This is a genomic window from Caballeronia sordidicola (assembly GCF_002220365.1).
GTDB classification, from domain to species: domain Bacteria; phylum Pseudomonadota; class Gammaproteobacteria; order Burkholderiales; family Burkholderiaceae; genus Caballeronia; species Caballeronia sordidicola_C.
Genome location: NZ_MTHB01000305.1, coordinates 67,061 through 83,314, shown reverse-complemented (window position 1 = coordinate 83,314; position 16,254 = coordinate 67,061). Strand labels below are relative to the sequence as shown.

The following is a 16,254-nucleotide window of genomic DNA, read 5'->3' as shown; positions in this document are numbered from 1 at the left end:
GATGACCAACGCGCCCCACCCCGAAAAATAATGTCGCGCTTTTCGCGAGTGCGTGGATTGAAACAATTGCTGGTGCCCGAAAGTTGTCGATCGATGTACGTCGCGCCCTTCACGAGCGCGTGGATTGAAACACTATGGACGCATGCGCATGACCCCGCATTGACGGTCGCGCTCTTCACGAGCGCGTGGATTAAAACACGATGTCTTCTCCCTCGGCGCGCTAGCAACGTCTAGCCCGACGAACCCATAGATTGAAAAACTAATCGGCTTCAAATCACAGGGTGTAATCCCCGCAGGATTATTGCGAGTCGATAAAGCCTGAAACTGTCGCCAGCGCATTCCGCCATGTACCATCACGATATCCAATCAACACCCACATCTTATTTCGAAAATTTATTTTAACAATCCTAACTATATCGCCCATTTCCCTATAGGCGCAAACTCGATCATCCCCATACGGACACCCCCATACGGACACCCCCATGCCCTCCCACCACGTCCTCATCTGCCTGCCCACCTATAGTGAAGAAGTCCATGTCAATTTCGCCTTCTCGCTGCTCGACTTGACGCGTGCATTGACGGATTCAGGCTCGACCTACGAAACGTTGCACGTTGCGTCATCCCAGATCATTCGCGCACGTAACTTCTTCGCCAACTATTTCCTGAACCATCCTGAATTCACGCACCTCCTTTTCCTCGATACCGACATGAAGTTCCCAGCCACCGCAGTCATGAGACTGCTGGCCGCGAACAAAATCGTTTCAGGCGTCGCATATCCGTTCAGGAGAATGAATCTGGACGGGGCTATATCTGCAGCCGATGTGGGATTGACCGTACGCCAGTGGCTAGAGAAGTACGCCGACTACACCGTCAGCCCGCTGACGGAGGAAGACGGAAGTGTGAGTTTCGCGAATGGATTCATTGAAGCCGAGCACGTCGGAACGGGTGTTTTTCTAGCGCAACGTGAAGCGTTCGAGGCAACAAAACCATTCACGGAATGCTACGCTCCGCCGCAACAATATGCGTCGATGCTACCCGACCAGAAGTTCTATGGATTTTTTGAGACGGTCGAAGAGAAAGGGGTATATCAGGGAGAAGATATCTCGTTTTGCCGACGAGTCCGACAGGCAGGCTTATCGGTCTGGGCACTCATCGACGAGACAGTCGTGCATTACGGCATGTCGGAAGTGTCAGGACAGTGGCTGCATTCCATGAAGCTTCGCGGCAATATTTCGTGAACGTTTGAACGCCGCGCGCTAACGCTTTGAACCGTTCAAAGCGCGCCGACGCCGCGTACACCTAAATTCCGCAAATCTCGCCGGTCCCCTCAAGTTCCCGCGCAGCCTTCGCCCCTTCAACCTGCAGAATAGTTGGCAACGAAACGCCGTTCTTCGCCGCCGTCACCTCAGCAAGAATAGACACCGCGATCTCCGGCGGCGTCCGGCTGCCGATATAGATCCCCACCGGCCCATGCAAGCGCGACAACTCGGCATCGGAGAGATCGAACTCCTTCAGCCTTTCCCTGCGCGCCGCGTTATTTTTCCGCGATCCCAACGCGCCCACGTAAAACGCCGCCGTCTTCAACGCTTCCATCAATGCGAGATCGTCAAGCTTCGGATCGTGGGTTAGCGCAATCACCGCGCAGCGCTCATCGAGTTTCATTTCCATCACGGTATCGTCGGGCATGGTGCGTACGATCTTCGTCCCCGGCACATCCCACTCGTCCGTGTACTCCTCGCGCGGATCGCAGACGGTCACGTGATAATCCAGCCCGACCGCGATACTGCACAGATACCGCGACAACTGCCCCGCGCCGATCACCAGCATCCGGTACCGCGGACCGTGAATAGTCGAGAGCGTGGTTTCGTCGAAGGAAACGCCATCCGTTGCTTGCGCCGGCTCTAACTTGACCGCACCATTGGTCATATCGAGCGTGCGTGTCACCAGCCGCCCGGCGAGAACGGCATCGCACAATTCAGCAATACCGCTCGCCATCGACAACGGTTCAAGCACCAGTTGAATCGTCCCGCCGCAAGGCAGTCCGAACCGATGCGCTTCTTCCGCCGAGATTCCGTATTTCACGCTTTCGGGCGTCGTCTGCTCGATGCCGCGCTGCCTGACGCGCTCGATCAAGTCGTCTTCAATGCACCCGCCCGACACCGATCCCATGACCGCGCCGTCATCGCGCACGGCGAGCATCGCGCCTTCTGGCCGGGGCGACGAGCCCCACGTCTTAACAACCGTAACCAGCAACACACGATGCCCACGTTCGAGCCATCGCGCGCTGTTTCTCAGGACTTCGAGATCCACGCTGTCCATGATCTTTTCCCCTTCTTCTCTTCACCTGCACCGTCGGCGGCCGCCTCATCGGGTCCACCAGCGGGCTCGTCACTCTGCGTCAACTGCGCGCTGAAACGTTTGAAAAATTCCCCGGCAATCTTTCTGGCCGCGCCATCCACCAACCGCGAGCCGATCTGCGCGAGCTTGCCGCCCACTTGAGCATTCGCCGTGTAAGACAACGTGGTCGAATCCGCATTGTCACCCGGTTCCAGATTGACCTTCGCCTGCCCCTTGCCGAAACCGGCCGTCCCGCCTTGTCCCTCGAACACGATGGTGTACGTGTGCGGCGCGTCGATGTCCACCAAATTCATGCGACCTTTGAATTTCGCTTTTACGGGTCCGACCGACGCCGTCATGGCCACCGCATACGCGTTCTCGCCATCGGCTTCGATACTTTCGCAACCCGGAATGCACGCGCGCAAGATTTCGGTATCGTTTAACGCTGCCCACGCGACATTCTGCGGCACGGGCAGATTATGCGTTTCACTCAGTTCCATGACGTGTCTCCGGCTGATTTCCGGTCCGCTCGACGCGTCACCGCCGCCAGCTCCCGGCCGACAGCATTCAGGCTGTCGAGGTTGTGAGCCGCAAGCATCGCATCGACATGCGGCAGGATTGCCCGCACGCCCCGCGCGCGCGGGGTGAAATCGGTGTATCGAAGCAACGGATTGAGCCACACCAGCCGATGCGCAAAGCGGCGCAAACGGAGCATCTCGGTCTCGAGGACATCGATTGCTTCGTGATCGAGCCCGTCCGTGACGAACAACACCGTCGCGCGGCCGTTGAGCACCCGCCGCGCCCAGCGCCGGTTGAACTCGGCCAGCGCCGCGCCGATCCGCGTGCCGCCCGACCAGTCGACCACCTGATCGGAGATAGCGGCGATCGCGACATCGGGATCGCGTTCGCGCAACGCCCGCGTGGCGTTGGTCAGGCGCGTGCCGAACAGGAAGACCTGCAGGCGTTCGCGCGATTGCAGCAATGCATGGCAGAAGTAAAGCACAGCCCGGGAATACGCGCTCATCGACCCGGAAATGTCGAGCAGCAGGACAAGCGGCGGCCGGCGCTCGACGACCTTCTTGTACTTCCATGTCGTCCAGTCGCCGCCCGAACGCACGGCGCTGCGGGCGCTGGCCCGTAGATCAGCATGCGTGCCGTGCGACGCGGTTTTTAAACGCCGTGTCGGCTCCGTGGCTAGCGGCATTCTATGCGAACGAATTTGATGTCGAAGCGCGCGCCATTCATCGGACGTAAGGGTATCGAAATCGCGATGGCTCAGGCGTTCCTGCGCGCTGAACGTAATGCGCGCGTGGAGATGTTCAACGTTGTCCGGCTGTTGGTTCGCCGGGTTCAACGCAGCCGCGCGTGCGGCGAGGGCATCGGCGAGACGGTTGTTGCGCTTGGGCGGCGGCACGCCGTTCGTCACTTTCGGCAGCAATAGCGCGCGCAGTTTCCCTTCCCAGTCGGGATCGCGCCAGAAAAGATCGAAGGCCTGATGGAATAATTCGCGCTCGTCGGGCGCATGAACAACTAGCGCGGCGAGCGCGGCCCGGACATCGTCGCGACGGGTGATATCGATCCAGCGCAACGCTTCGAGCGCATCGACGCTGTGCGCCGGTGACATCGCGAGACCCGCGCCACGCAGCAATCGGACGAAATGCACGACGTTGTGAGCAAGCGTTGGCGTGGACATGATGGCTCAGGCCGGTGCGGCGAGGCACTGCGCGATCTCGGCGGCGTCCACGCGCGCGAGATCGTCCTGGTACTTCAGCAGCACGCCCAATGTGTCCTGCACCGATTGCGGATCGAGTTCACTGACAGAAAGCGCCGCCAGCGCACGACACCAGTCAATCGTTTCCGCCACGCCGGGCGCCTTGAACAAATCGAGCGTCCTCAGCCGATGCACAAACGCCACGGCTCGCGCCTGCAAGTCCGCGCTGGCTTCGGGCGCACGCGCCGCCACAATCTGCAGTTCCACATCGCGGGCCGGATAGCCAATCCATTGATATAAACAGCGTCGCTTGAGCGCGTCATGGACCTCGCGCGTGCGATTCGATGTCATCACGACCAGCGGCGGCCGCTCGGCGCGCACGGTTCCGTATTCGGGAATCGATACCTGGAAATCCGACAGCAACTCGAGCAGGAAAGCTTCGAACGGTTCATCGGCGCGATCGATTTCGTCAATCAGCAGCACGCGTTGAGCGGCCGGATTCAAGGGGTCCGGCATCAGTGCTTGCAGCAGCGGGCGCTTGAGGAGGAATTCGCTTTTATAGAGCGAATCGTTCGATGGTTGTTCGCCTGCCGCCTCGGCAAGCCGCAGCGCCATGATCTGGCGTGGGTAGTCCCATTCGTAAAGTGCGCTGGCGATGTCGAGACCTTCATAGCATTGCAGCCGCAGCATTTGCGTGCCGAGTAAACCGGCGGCCGCTTTTGCCAGCTCGGTCTTGCCAACGCCCGGTTCGCCTTCGAGGAAAAGTGGGCGCTGCATCTTCAACGCGAGGAAAAGCCCCGTTGCGAGTTCGCGGCTGGCGAAGTATTGCTGCCCGCCCAGGGCGGCGAGGGTTTCGTCGATCGATGCCGGGTCCATGAGGTTCCTGGGTCTGGGTAGGTCAATCTTTGTTTCGCTCGCGCCGGGAGAACCCCAGCCCATTCATCGGCGCGAGCAAAAAACCGGGGCGAACAACAAGCTAGAACGCGTTGGCCCGATCAACAGCCCTCCCGGCAAGAATCGGAATCAAATGCGCCCGATACACCGCACTCGCGTGCATATCCTCGTTGAGCGCATCGGCGGAAATCGATGTACCGCGCGCCGCTGCAACCGAGAAATCTTTCGATAAGGCCGCTTCGAGTTCGGTAGCCCGAAACACGCACGCTGCAGCACCCGTGATGGCCACTCGCACACCACCCGCATGCTTCGCAACGAACACCCCAACCAAAGCAAAGTGCGACGCGGGATTGCGAAACTTCTCGTAGCCCGCCCGCTCGGCGATCGGAAATTCAACCGATGTAATCAGCTCATCGGGCTCCAACGCGGTCTCGTACATGCCAAGGAAAAAGTCATCGGCGGTGATACGCCGCCTGTCCGTGACAATAGTCGCGTTCAACGCCAACACCGCGGCCGGATAACACGCCGCCGGGTCATCGTTGGCAAGCGATCCGCCGATCGTCCCGCGCTCCCGAACCTGCCGGTCGCCAATATGACCGGCAAGGTCAGCCAACCCCGGCAGCGCGCGCTGCACCTCCGGGTTCGCCGCAACCTGCGCATGACACACCGCGCCGCCAATCGTCACCTTGTCACTCGTCAAGGTGATGTCCTTCATCGTGCCGATCCGCGTCACATCCACCAGCGCCGACGGCTGAGCGAGCCGCAAGCGCATGGTCGGCAGCAAGCTCTGCCCGCCCGATAGATATTTGGCGTCCTCGTGTTGCTTGAGGAACGCCACCGCTGCGTCGGACTGGTCCGGCCGTTGGTAATCGAATGAGTACATGTCGAAGTCCTCTTAAGCGGGAGTCGAAACGCCGCGAGCGGCCGATTCATCGGCGGCGGCATGCATCGCAGCCCATACGCGATGCGGCGTGGCAGGCATCTGCAGGTCGGTCACGCCGAGCGGCGAAAGCGCGTCGATGATCGCGTTGATCACCGCCGGCGGCGAGCCTATCGCGCCCGCTTCGCCGCACCCCTTCACACCCAAGGGGTTATGGACGCACGGCGTGCCTTTCGATGTTTCCACATCGAAATTCGGTAGGTCGGACGCGTGCGGCATGGCGTAATCCATGAACGAGCCGGACATCAACTGGCCGCTCTCGTTGTCATACACGGCACGTTCCAGCATCGCCTGACCAATGCCCTGGCCAATCCCGCCATGCACCTGACCCTCGACGATCATCGGATTGATGATGTTGCCGAAATCATCCACGGCCGTGAACTTCTGGATGCGCGTTTCGCCGGTGTCCTGATCGACTTCCACTTCGCATAAATACGCGCCCGATGGATACGTGAAGTTGCTCGGATCGTAGAACGCGTTTTCGTTGAGGCCGGGTTCGAGCTTGTCGAGCGGGAAGTTGTGCGGCACGTAAGCCGCCAGCGATACCTCCGCGAACGCCTTCGTCCGGTCGGTGCCCGCCACCCGGAAAATGCCGTCCTTGAACTCGATGTCTTCCGCGGATGCCTCCAGCAAATGCGCCGCGATTTTCTTGGCCTTGTCCTCGATCTTGTCGAGCGCCTTCATGATCGCCGAGCCGCCCACCGCGATGGACCGTGAGCCGTACGTACCCATGCCGAAAGGAATCCGGCCGGTGTCGCCGTGGACGATCTCGATGTTATCCATCGATACCCCCAACCGGTCCGCCACCACTTGCGCGAAGGTGGTTTCGTGCCCTTGACCGTGGCTATGCGAGCCGGTGAACACGGTGACCGAACCCGTGGGATGTACGCGAATTTCGCCGGCTTCGAACAAGCCCGCCCGCGCGCCCAACGCACCCGCGAGATTCGATGGCGCCAGCCCGCACGCCTCGATGTAGCAGGAATACCCAAGCCCGCGAAGCTTGCCGTTTTTCTTCGATTCCTCGCGCCGTGCAGGGAACCCTTCCACATCGGCAAGTTGCATTGCCCGGTCGAGCAGCGCCGAGTAATCGCCGGAATCGTAGGTCAGGCCAACCGGGGTGGTGTACGGCCAAGACCGGATGAAGTTGCGTCGCCTCAATTCAGCCGGATCAATGTTCATCTCCCGCGCCGCCGTTTCCACGATACGTTCAAGCACGTAGGTCGCTTCAGGACGTCCGGCGCCGCGATAGGCATCGACGGGAACCGTGTTCGTGAAAACAGCCTTCACCTCGGCGTAGATCGCGGGCGTGGCGTACTGGCCGGCGAGCAGCGTGGCGTACAGGATGGTCGGAATCGCGGACGCGAACGTCGACAAATACGCGCCCATGTTGGCCGTCGTATGAACGCGAAGGCCCAGGAACTTGCCGTCGGCGTCCATCGCGAGTTCGGCTTTCGTCACGTGATCGCGGCCATGGGCATCGGAGAGGAATGCTTCCGAGCGCTCGCATGTCCACTTGATCGGTCGCCGGACTTTCTTCGACGCCCACGTCAACGCCACATCTTCCGCATACAGATAAATCTTCGAGCCGAAACCGCCGCCGACATCCGGCGCGATGATCCTTAGCTTCGACTCAGGCAGCGACAACACAAACGCCGCCATCAACAAACGCTCGACGTGCGGATTCTGGTTCGCGACGTACACCGTGTAACTGTCGTCGGACCTCGAATAACTCGCGTTCACGGCACGCGGTTCGATCGCGTTCGGCACCAGGCGCTGATTCACGATATCCAGCGTGGTCACGTGCGCGGCCTTGGCGAAGGCGGCGTCGGTGGCGGCTTTATCGCCGTGGCCCCAGGTGTAGCAGAGGTTGTTCGGCGCTTCATCGTGGACTTGCGGCTGGCCTGGGTCGGCGGCAGTGGCGGTATCGACGACGGCCGGCAGCACGTCGTAATCCACCTCGATCAACTCGATAGCGTCCTTCGCTTCCTTCACCGACTCCGCAACGATCAACGCCACCTGATCGCCCACATGGCGCACTTTCGTATGCGCGATCACGGGATGCGGCGGTTCGTTCATCGGCTTGCCGTCGATGTTGTGGATCAGCCAGCCGCACGGCAATCCGCCGACGCTTTCGCCGGCCATGTCGGCGCCGGTGAAGATGGCAACGACGCCCGGCGCGGCCTTGGCCGCGGTGATGTCGATGCTGCGGATCGTCGCGTGCGCGTAGGGCGAGCGCAGGAAGACGCCGAAGGTTTGCTGCGGAAGGACGACGTCGTCGGTGTACTGGCCGTTGCCCGTCAGGAAGCGATAGTCTTCCTTGCGTTTCACGGCAGCGCCGATCAGGCGGTGGGTATCAGGTGTTTCAGGGGCGTTCATCGCGGACTCCTGTTCAGGCGCGAATCTTCATCGGAAAAGGTGAGTGCGGGTTCGGTGAGGCTTGGCTGGAAGCGCGGGCGGCGGCTCAGGGCGAGGCCTTCATGGCCTGCGCGCCCTGCACTATGGCTTTCACGATGTTGTGATACCCCGTACATCGGCAGAGATTGCCGTCGAGTTGTTCGCGGACATCGGCTTCGGTGAGGTCGGGTTTTTGCGCGGCGAGTGAGGTCGCGCTCATCACCATGCCGGGCGTACAGAAGCCGCATTGGAGGCCGTGGCACTCCTTGAACGCTGCCTGCATGGGGTGCAGTTCGCCGTCCTTCGCCATTCCTTCGATAGTCGTCACCGACGATCCGTCGGCCTGCACGGCGAGGATGTTGCACGACTTGATCGCGCGGCCATCCAGGTGAACGGTGCACGCGCCGCACTGGGCGGTGTCGCAGCCGATGTGCGTGCCCGTGAGATGCAACTCCTCACGAAGAAACTGGACTAGCAGGATGTGGGGTTCGACGGTGGCGGTAACGGCTTTGCCGTTGACCGTCAGACTGATGCTGAGCGCCATGCTTCTGTCTCCTTCGGGGATAAACAGCCGAAGCTCACTCACCGCTTTTGTTTCACTGGCCTTGCGACTTCACGAGTGTGAGGGTCTGGCTGGGTTCATGGTTATTTGTTGTAGCAATGAGTAAAGCACAAAATGAAGACCGTCGCTATTGGGCTAAAGGCGGGTGGGGACCGGGTTAAATGTTGAGAATTGTCCTTTTGAGCCTTTCCCAGAATGTCATCCGCGTTTTGTCCAGTTCGCTGCCGAAAGACTGGGAAGCCGATGGGTCCGGGTTCCGAGGGTTAGCGCTCGGCGACCAGGCCGTTCGAGAAGCGTCGCCAATATCCCCAGGCGGCACTGCGCTTCCTGCGCCGGACTTCGGATTGGGCGGCGCAGGCGATGGGGGCGGCGGCGCAGTCGACAGAGATCGGACAAACCGATGGCCGGGTCCATACGCAGTTATCGAAATGGAGGATCCCTCTTTGAAAGGAACTGACTTTCCGTTGTCGTCCACAGAAAAAACATCGAATTCCACTATAGGGATGCACCACTTAGCTTTGTCACGAGACACTTCCTTCTCGTTCTCGTCAAGGCAAAGAAATTTGAACGAGTCGGGATATTCATCTGCACTTTTCCGCTTGGGAATGTCGGTCCACGACTCGATAAACGTAATGGTGCCAGGGTGCGGTAAGCTTGCCGGCTGAAACCCTTCCAACGAAAAATCTTTTGGCATTACCTTTCCTTCTGTTTGTGTCGGGCATCCAGCGACGAGCATGATCGACGTCGCTAGTGCAGTAGTTAGCGCGACCAGTTTCATCATTTGCTAACTGAATCGAAGTAGGCAAATCTGGCCGGATACCGCTTGCGTCCCTCTGCCTCACAGGGCGTTCCTTTGCTCGACCAGTACATATTCCCCGATTCAGCAAAGTCTTCGTTCGCGTTCCGTCTCGCGTATTGCGACGGTGCCTGTCCATCGCTGGAAATCGCATCCTCAAAACGTTGCTTCATCGCAGGATTCTTCCAAAGTGCCTCACTCACCTGATGTCCTGTCTCATGGAGCATCGTGCTGTCGATATATCTTTGAGGGATTTCGCCTTGTCCTTTCCATGCGGCCCACGGATAGAAGGCGACGCCTTGTTTGAGGCTGGCGGTCGCAGCCGATGAGAAGTCTGCTTGCCCATAATCGCGTCGCCAGATCGCGTCTTCCGGATTTGCACTCGCATTGGTCGTGATTTGGCCGATATTTTCCAGGTTCTGCGGCGGCAGTTTTTCCAGCGCTTTCGCGAGTTGGCGTTCGCCGATCATCGGCAAGCCGTCCGCAGGCGGCCGAGTCGGCACGAAGATCGGAATCTCTTTGCCACCGACCTTCGCATCGTATTGCGTTGCGGCTGCTGCGCCGCCCGCCGGGAAGTCAACCTGGGTTGATTTTCCGGGTGACAGACTCATAGTATTTCGAGAGACGTAAAAATCTGCCGGTGCATCGATTCGACTCTTTGACCCGTCGAGATACGAACAATAAGTTGCCGGTTGGCCGCTAGGGCCGCTTGCCGGATTGTTCTTCGTCGATTCGGCTAGATCCTGATCCCCCCGTCCCACAGGCAATGACGATTTTGGCAGCGGCATGCCCGTCGGCGAAAAGCCCATTGCAGCTAACTCTTGAGGTTCGAACGACATAAACATGCCGTTCTGCGAGGAGATCAAACGCGGCTTGGGATCGCATTTACAGGCACAGAGATCGTTATGTAAGGCTGGCTCCTTGCCCATCCAGTATCCGGGGCGGCGGGGTCCCGATGGAATGATCATTCCGATGGTATTGCAAACGGGACAACGGACTTTCGCGTAGAGATAAGTCAGGTACATACCGCCGTAACTGACCTTATCGATACCTTCTATGATCGTTGCGCCGTTATCCGCTTGATCACCAACCTTAAGATAATTTCGTCTCACAGGTTCTTTGCCTTTTATTGGATTCAAACCATGGTTTTTAACGACCGCTGAACCCGTGGGTGAATCAGACAAGTCCTAAAGTTGTCGTGAAACGAAAAAGGCAACAGATGGCGAAGAGAAATGCGAAAGCCGTTTCAACTTGCGTTGAAACGGCTTTCGACGGCTTGCGCCACAAGCTCAGCAGCTACGTTCAAGCCTGGCGCGTCACTCCACCCCGCGACCCAGTTTCGAATGCCAGCGCGAATAGCCGAAATAAATCGCCAACCCGATTGCCAGCCATACCACGAATGCAAACCACGTCACGGCTTTCAGATTCAGCATCAGGAACAGGCAAGCCGCGACCGCCAGCACCGGCACGACCGGCACGCCCGGGCAACGGAATGCACGCGGCAGATAAGGATGCGTACGACGCAAAATCAGCACCGCGATAGACACCATCGAAAACGCGGCCAGCGTGCCAATATTGATCAGTTCCGCCAGCACGTTGAGCGGCACGAGCGCACCGATCAAACCGAAGAACAGGCCCACCAGCCACGTCGTAAAGAACGGCGTGCCGAATTTCGGATGCACCGTCGACAGACGCGCGGGCAGCAAGCCATCGCGGGACATCGCGTAAATGATGCGGGTCTGGCCGTAGCTCATCACCAAAATCACGGTCAGCATGCCGAGCACCGCGCCCAGATCGATGAAACCCGCTACCCACTTCTGCCCCACGACCTGCAGCGCGTACGACACCGGATGCGAAATATTGGCGAACTGCGCCGCCGGAACAATACCGGTCACCACGGCCGCCACCGCCACATAAAGCACCGCGCAAACCGCCAGCGAGGAAATGATGCCGATCGGCAAATCGCGTTTTGGATTCTTCACCTCTTCTGCCGCCGACGACACCGAGTCGAAGCCGATAAACGCAAAGAACATCACGGCCGCCGCGCCGAACACGCCGTTCCAGCCGTTGGGCATGAACGGATGCCAGTTCGCCGGCGTGACGTGGAATACGCCGACGCCAATCACCATCAGCACGACCGCGACCTTGATCGCGACCATCACGTTGTTCACGCGCGCCGACTCCTTGATACCGATCGACAACAGCGACGTGATCACCATCATCACGAGAAACGCGGGCAAGTTGAACAGGGTGAATTGCCCAGGCACGGCGCCGGGCGCCGCTGTCAGCACCATGGGCAACGAAATGCCGAAGCCTGACAACAGCGACTGGAGATAGCCCGACCAGCCGACCGACACGGCGGAGGTCGCCAGCCCGTATTCCAGCATCAGGTCCCAGCCGATGACCCACGCGGCCAGTTCGCCGAGCGTGGCATACGAATACGTGTAAATGGATCCGGCGACGGGAATTGTCGACGCAAACTCTGCGTAGGCCAGCGCCGCGAGCGCGCACGCAATGGCCGCGAAAATAAACGACACCATCAGCGCCGGACCGGCTTGCACCGCACCGGTCCCGGTGAGCACGAAAATCCCCGTGCCGATAATCGCGCCGACACCCAGAAACGTCAGATCGAGCGCCCCCAACGTTTTTTTGAGTCCGGCGCGTTGCGCGCCGGCGAGCATGTGCTCGATGCTTTTCTTACGGAACAGGGACATGAACGGTGACTCCTCAAACCTCGAGCGCGGTGCGCTAAATCGATGGGAAAACCCGCGATTTTATCGGATTGAGGAAGTTAAGCGTCGCAAAACGTTGCACACAATTGAATTTTGACTTCTCGGCGTCAGCGCAGTTTTTAAAAAAACGTTTGAAAATTGTGTATCAGACCGAATTTGGGATGAGATCGACTTTCGTAAGTTGAAACAGTAGTAAAAGCCGCTTTTAAGCGCATCTTGCCGCAACGCGGAGTTGCAGATCGCGATTGGTTGACGGCCGCTCAAATGAAAAAACCGAAGCACAAAGGCTTCGGTTTTCGTTTTCCAGCACGCCGGTAACGGCAAGCTCAGCCGACGAAGGCCTTCTCCACAACGTAATGTCCCGGATGATTGTTGCTGCCTTCCTGGAAGCCCATTTCATCGAGGAGCTGACGCGTGTCGCGCAGCATGTGCGGGCTGCCGCAAAGCATCACGCGGTCGTTTTCCACGGAGAAGGGCGCCACGTCCAGGTCGGCGAACAACTTCTTCGTTTCGATCAGGTCCGTGATCCGGCCGCGATTGGCAAACTCTTCACGAGTGACCGTCGGGTAATACACCAGCTTTTCCTGGATCAGCTCGCCCAGATGCTCGTGCGCCGGAAGGTGCTCGGTGATGAAATCCTTGTACGCGAGTTCATCGACGAAACGGCAGGTGTGCGTGAGCACGATCTTGTCGAAACGATCGTAGACGTCCGGGTCCTTGATGATCGACATGAACGGCGCCAGGCCCGTGCCCGTCGACAGCAGCCACAGCGTCTTGCCGGGCAGGAGGTTATCGGCGACCAGCGTACCCACTGGCTTCTTGCCGATCAACACTGGATCGCCGACCTTCAAATGCTGAAGACGCGATGTCAGCGGACCGTCCTGCACCTTGATGCTGAGAAATTCGAGGTGCTCTTCGTAATTCGCGCTCGCCAGGCTATAAGCGCGGAGCAGCGGCTTGCCATCGACTTCCAAGCCGACCATGGTGAACTGGCCATTTTCGAAACGGAATGCGGAATCGCGCGTGCACGTGAAGCTGAACAGCGTGTCCGTCCAGTGATGGACGCTTAGAACGGTTTGAGGATTAAGGTTGCTCATGGCTTCATGGATAGTGCGGAATCAGGGCGGCGCAGTAGTGCGTTCCGGCGGCCGTTGGGAAACTCGGGCTCGATTCCGGCGACAACACCTCGAAGGCGCAACGAAAGCAATGCGTGATGCTGCTAAAGCGGAATTTCCGGCGATACGCGAGCACCGGGTCGAGAACTGCGATGACCCGCGCGTTCGAAGCGAATGTTCCGCATTCCCCGCTTGCCTCGCGCGTAATCGGCTATTTTACCGCACACGCGATTTCTGGGTTCGAGGCGCGCTCTTTCGACACGCGGCACTGGAATGACCAGCCGATAACCGAAAACCTCGGGCTCGTCCGGATCCGGCGCTCAGGGCGTGAAAAGTCGGACAACGAACTCATTCGCGAGCGAAGCAAGCGTTCCGGAGTCCGCATGATAGCAATCCGTGCGCGCAGCAAGGCAAAGGCCCTGCTGCCGTCAGGCTGGTTTCGTCGAAACGGGAAGACAGCCGACGCTGACACCTGCATTACCAGCCGGCTTTCACCCTGGCTTTGCTGCCAACGCCGCGCCAGATGTCCGTGTCGAAGCGGTATTGCGGTTTCGATCTGGAGTCAGGGAACGCAGCCAATGCCGCGCCCCTCATGCTCGTCGGTACGGACTTAAATCCGCTGATCCGTCGACGGCTTTTCCCACAGGTTGATCCCGCCTTCGGTCGCGTGCTGATCGATTTCGGCGAGTTCTTCCTTCGAAAACTCCAGGTTCTTCAACGCGCCGACGTTCTCCGTCACTTGTTCCGGACGGCTCGCGCCGATCAGCACCGACGTCACGCGCCCGCCGCGCAATGCCCACGCCAGCGCCATTTGCGCGAGGCTCTGACCGCGCCGCTGCGCGAGTTCGTTGAGCTTGCGCACGTGCTCGATATTCTTCCCGCTCAAATGCTCCTGCTTCAGCGACCCGCCACCCGGCTTGTTGACGCGTGCGTCGGCGGGAATGCCATTCAGGTATTTGCCCGTCAGCAGCCCCTGCGCCAGCGGCGTGAACGCGATACTGCCCGCCCCGACTTCATCGAGCGTATCGAGCAGATCTTCCTCGATCCAGCGGTTCAGCATGTTGTACGACGGCTGATGAATCAGCAGCGGCACTTTATGCTCGGCCAGCAGCTTGGCCATCTCGCGCGTTTTAGCCGACGAATACGACGAAATGCCCACGTACAGCGCCTTGCCCGAATGCACGGCGGTCGCGAGTGCACCGGCGGTTTCTTCGAGCGGCGTGTCGGCATCGAAGCGATGCGAATAGAAGATATCGACGTAATCAAGGCCCATGCGCTGCAGGCTCTGATCAAGCGACGCCAGCACGTATTTCCGCGATCCGCCGCCCTGGCCGTACGGCCCCGGCCACATGTCCCATCCTGCCTTCGACGAAATCAGCAATTCGTCGCGATACGGCCGGAAATCGTCCTTGAACAGCCGCCCGAAATTCGTCTCCGCGCTGCCGTACGGCGGCCCGTAGTTGTTCGCGAGATCGAAGTGCGTAATGCCGAGATCGAACGCGGTGCGCAGGATGTCGCGCTGCGTGGAGATTGGCGTGGTGTCGCCGAAGTTGTGCCAGAGACCCAGCGACAACGCCGGCAACTTCAGGCCGCTCTTGCCACAGGTGCGGTAGGCCATCTCCGAATAGCGTTCGGAAGCTGCTTCGTAAGCCATGACGGAATCCTCGAATTGGTGAAGGGACAAATGGGGTTTGTAAGCACAGGCTGGCAACAATCGCGTGGGACATGTCGTCTGACGTGCGCCGGGTCCGTCATGTTAGCGAATCGCGCGAACTCGCGTCAGGCTTGACCCGAAAGACTTCAAGGCTATCCCGATATTCGGGACACGACCAAATGGCCAGCAAGGGGAACGATTAGGGGGCGGACCCAGCCCAACTCTGTTCATTCGAATGAGGAGAAGTTTCATGGACCCGCTGGACAAACTACGCCCCGTCTACAATTTCTTGCTGACGGCAGGCGTGACCTATGGCTTCGACATCCTGATGGCCATACTGATATTGCTGGTCGGCTGGTGGGTATCGAACCGTGTTGCGAACGCAGTGAAACGCGCGCTCGGCCGCACGAACGCGGACGCGACGTTCACGCCGGTGATGGCAAGCCTGGTGCAATGGGCGATCCGGGTGGTCGCCATTGTTGCGGCGCTGGGCAAATTTGGCGTCGCGGCGGCCAGCATCCTGACCGTGCTCGGCGCGGCCGGACTGGCTATTGGCCTGGCATTGCAAGGCACGTTGCAGAATATTGCAGCCGGTTTGATGCTGTTGCTGCTGCGGCCGTTCAAGGTGGGCGACTACATTGAAGGAGCCGGCGCGACGGCTGGAACCGTGAACGAGATCGGCTTGTTCAGCACTCGTCTGACCAAAAACGACGGCGTCATCATGTTCGTGCCGAACAGCACGATCTGGGCGAACCCGGTCACCAACTTCACCGCGAACGATCGCCGCCGCGTGGTGCTGAATGTGATCATCCCGGAGGATCAAAATATCGAGGAATCGCTGGCGTCGCTGCATCGGATTGTGGAAACCGATCCGCGCATCATCAACGACGAAAAGACCAAACCGTGGATCGCGGTCTCCGACTACACCGATACCGGCGTGAAACTGAATGTCGCTGTCTGGACGAAGCGGACCGAGTACGCGAGCGTGCAGGCCGACTTGCTGCGCCAGATCAAGCCGGGGATGAAGCCAGCCCAGAAGCCGCCCGCGCCTGGAACTGATGCGGCGCTGGACGCTGCGGCCAAGCCCTAATAAGCTTGCCGTCCGCACATTGAAGAGAT

General features: G+C 59.4%; 14 protein-coding genes. 2 read left to right on the top strand and 12 right to left on the bottom strand.

Features of this window, described 5'->3' with window-relative positions:
* Positions 1-482: 482 nt before the first annotated feature.
* Entirely contained in the window at positions 483-1,238 is a 756-nt protein-coding gene (locus BSU04_RS44585) for a glycosyltransferase family 2 protein (protein ID WP_089166538.1), read from the top strand.
* A gap of 61 nt (positions 1,239-1,299) precedes the next feature.
* On the opposite strand, the gene BSU04_RS44580 is transcribed toward BSU04_RS44585, so the two are convergent.
* From BSU04_RS44580 to mgrA, 12 genes are all read right to left on the bottom strand, one after another.
* Entirely contained in the window at positions 1,300-2,319 is a 1,020-nt protein-coding gene (locus BSU04_RS44580) for an XdhC family protein (RefSeq protein ID WP_089166537.1), read from the bottom strand.
* Positions 2,292-2,837: a CoxG family protein gene (locus tag BSU04_RS44575; RefSeq protein WP_089166536.1), complete on the bottom strand. Its 546-nt coding sequence runs from the start codon at positions 2,835-2,837 to the stop codon at positions 2,292-2,294. Before BSU04_RS44575 ends, BSU04_RS44580 begins: the two co-directional genes overlap by 28 nt.
* On the bottom strand, positions 2,828-4,030 hold the full coding sequence (locus BSU04_RS44570; protein WP_089166535.1) for a vWA domain-containing protein: 1,203 nt from the start codon (positions 4,028-4,030) through the stop codon (positions 2,828-2,830). Before BSU04_RS44570 ends, BSU04_RS44575 begins: the two co-directional genes overlap by 10 nt.
* A 6-nt stretch (positions 4,031-4,036) precedes the next feature.
* Positions 4,037-4,924, bottom strand: a complete 888-nt coding sequence (locus BSU04_RS44565; protein WP_089166534.1) for an AAA family ATPase — start codon at positions 4,922-4,924, stop codon at positions 4,037-4,039.
* Positions 4,925-5,024: 100 nt separating this feature from the next.
* Positions 5,025-5,825, bottom strand: a complete 801-nt coding sequence (locus tag BSU04_RS44560; protein ID WP_089166533.1) for an FAD binding domain-containing protein — start codon at positions 5,823-5,825, stop codon at positions 5,025-5,027.
* Positions 5,826-5,837: 12 nt separating this feature from the next.
* Entirely contained in the window at positions 5,838-8,258 is a 2,421-nt protein-coding gene (locus BSU04_RS44555; RefSeq protein ID WP_089166532.1) for a xanthine dehydrogenase family protein molybdopterin-binding subunit, read from the bottom strand.
* 85 nt (positions 8,259-8,343) lie between these two features.
* Positions 8,344-8,820 (bottom strand): (2Fe-2S)-binding protein, encoded by a 477-nt coding sequence (locus tag BSU04_RS44550; RefSeq protein ID WP_089166531.1) that lies wholly within the window; start codon positions 8,818-8,820, stop codon positions 8,344-8,346.
* 175 nt (positions 8,821-8,995) lie between these two features.
* A complete protein-coding gene (locus BSU04_RS44545) occupies positions 8,996-9,532 on the bottom strand; it encodes a hypothetical protein (protein ID WP_089166530.1) in 537 nt (178 codons plus the stop codon).
* 83 nt (positions 9,533-9,615) lie between these two features.
* A complete protein-coding gene (locus tag BSU04_RS44540) occupies positions 9,616-10,818 on the bottom strand; it encodes a PAAR domain-containing protein (RefSeq protein ID WP_089166529.1) in 1,203 nt (400 codons plus the stop codon).
* A gap of 132 nt (positions 10,819-10,950) precedes the next feature.
* Positions 10,951-12,348, bottom strand: coding sequence for an amino acid permease (locus BSU04_RS44535; RefSeq protein WP_089166528.1), 1,398 nt, complete (start codon positions 12,346-12,348; stop codon positions 10,951-10,953).
* Between the two features lie 344 nt (positions 12,349-12,692).
* Positions 12,693-13,463, bottom strand: a complete 771-nt coding sequence (locus BSU04_RS44530) for a ferredoxin--NADP reductase (RefSeq protein ID WP_089166527.1) — start codon at positions 13,461-13,463, stop codon at positions 12,693-12,695.
* A 628-nt stretch (positions 13,464-14,091) separates the two neighbouring features.
* Positions 14,092-15,135 carry an L-glyceraldehyde 3-phosphate reductase gene (gene mgrA / locus BSU04_RS44525; RefSeq protein WP_089166526.1) on the bottom strand — a complete coding sequence of 348 codons (1,044 nt, stop codon included), beginning with the start codon at positions 15,133-15,135 and terminating at the stop codon, positions 14,092-14,094.
* A gap of 250 nt (positions 15,136-15,385) precedes the next feature.
* On the opposite strand from mgrA, the gene BSU04_RS44520 reads away from it, so the two are divergent.
* Positions 15,386-16,225 carry a mechanosensitive ion channel family protein gene (locus BSU04_RS44520; protein WP_089166525.1) on the top strand — a complete coding sequence of 280 codons (840 nt, stop codon included), beginning with the start codon at positions 15,386-15,388 and terminating at the stop codon, positions 16,223-16,225.
* Positions 16,226-16,254 lie beyond the last annotated feature (29 nt).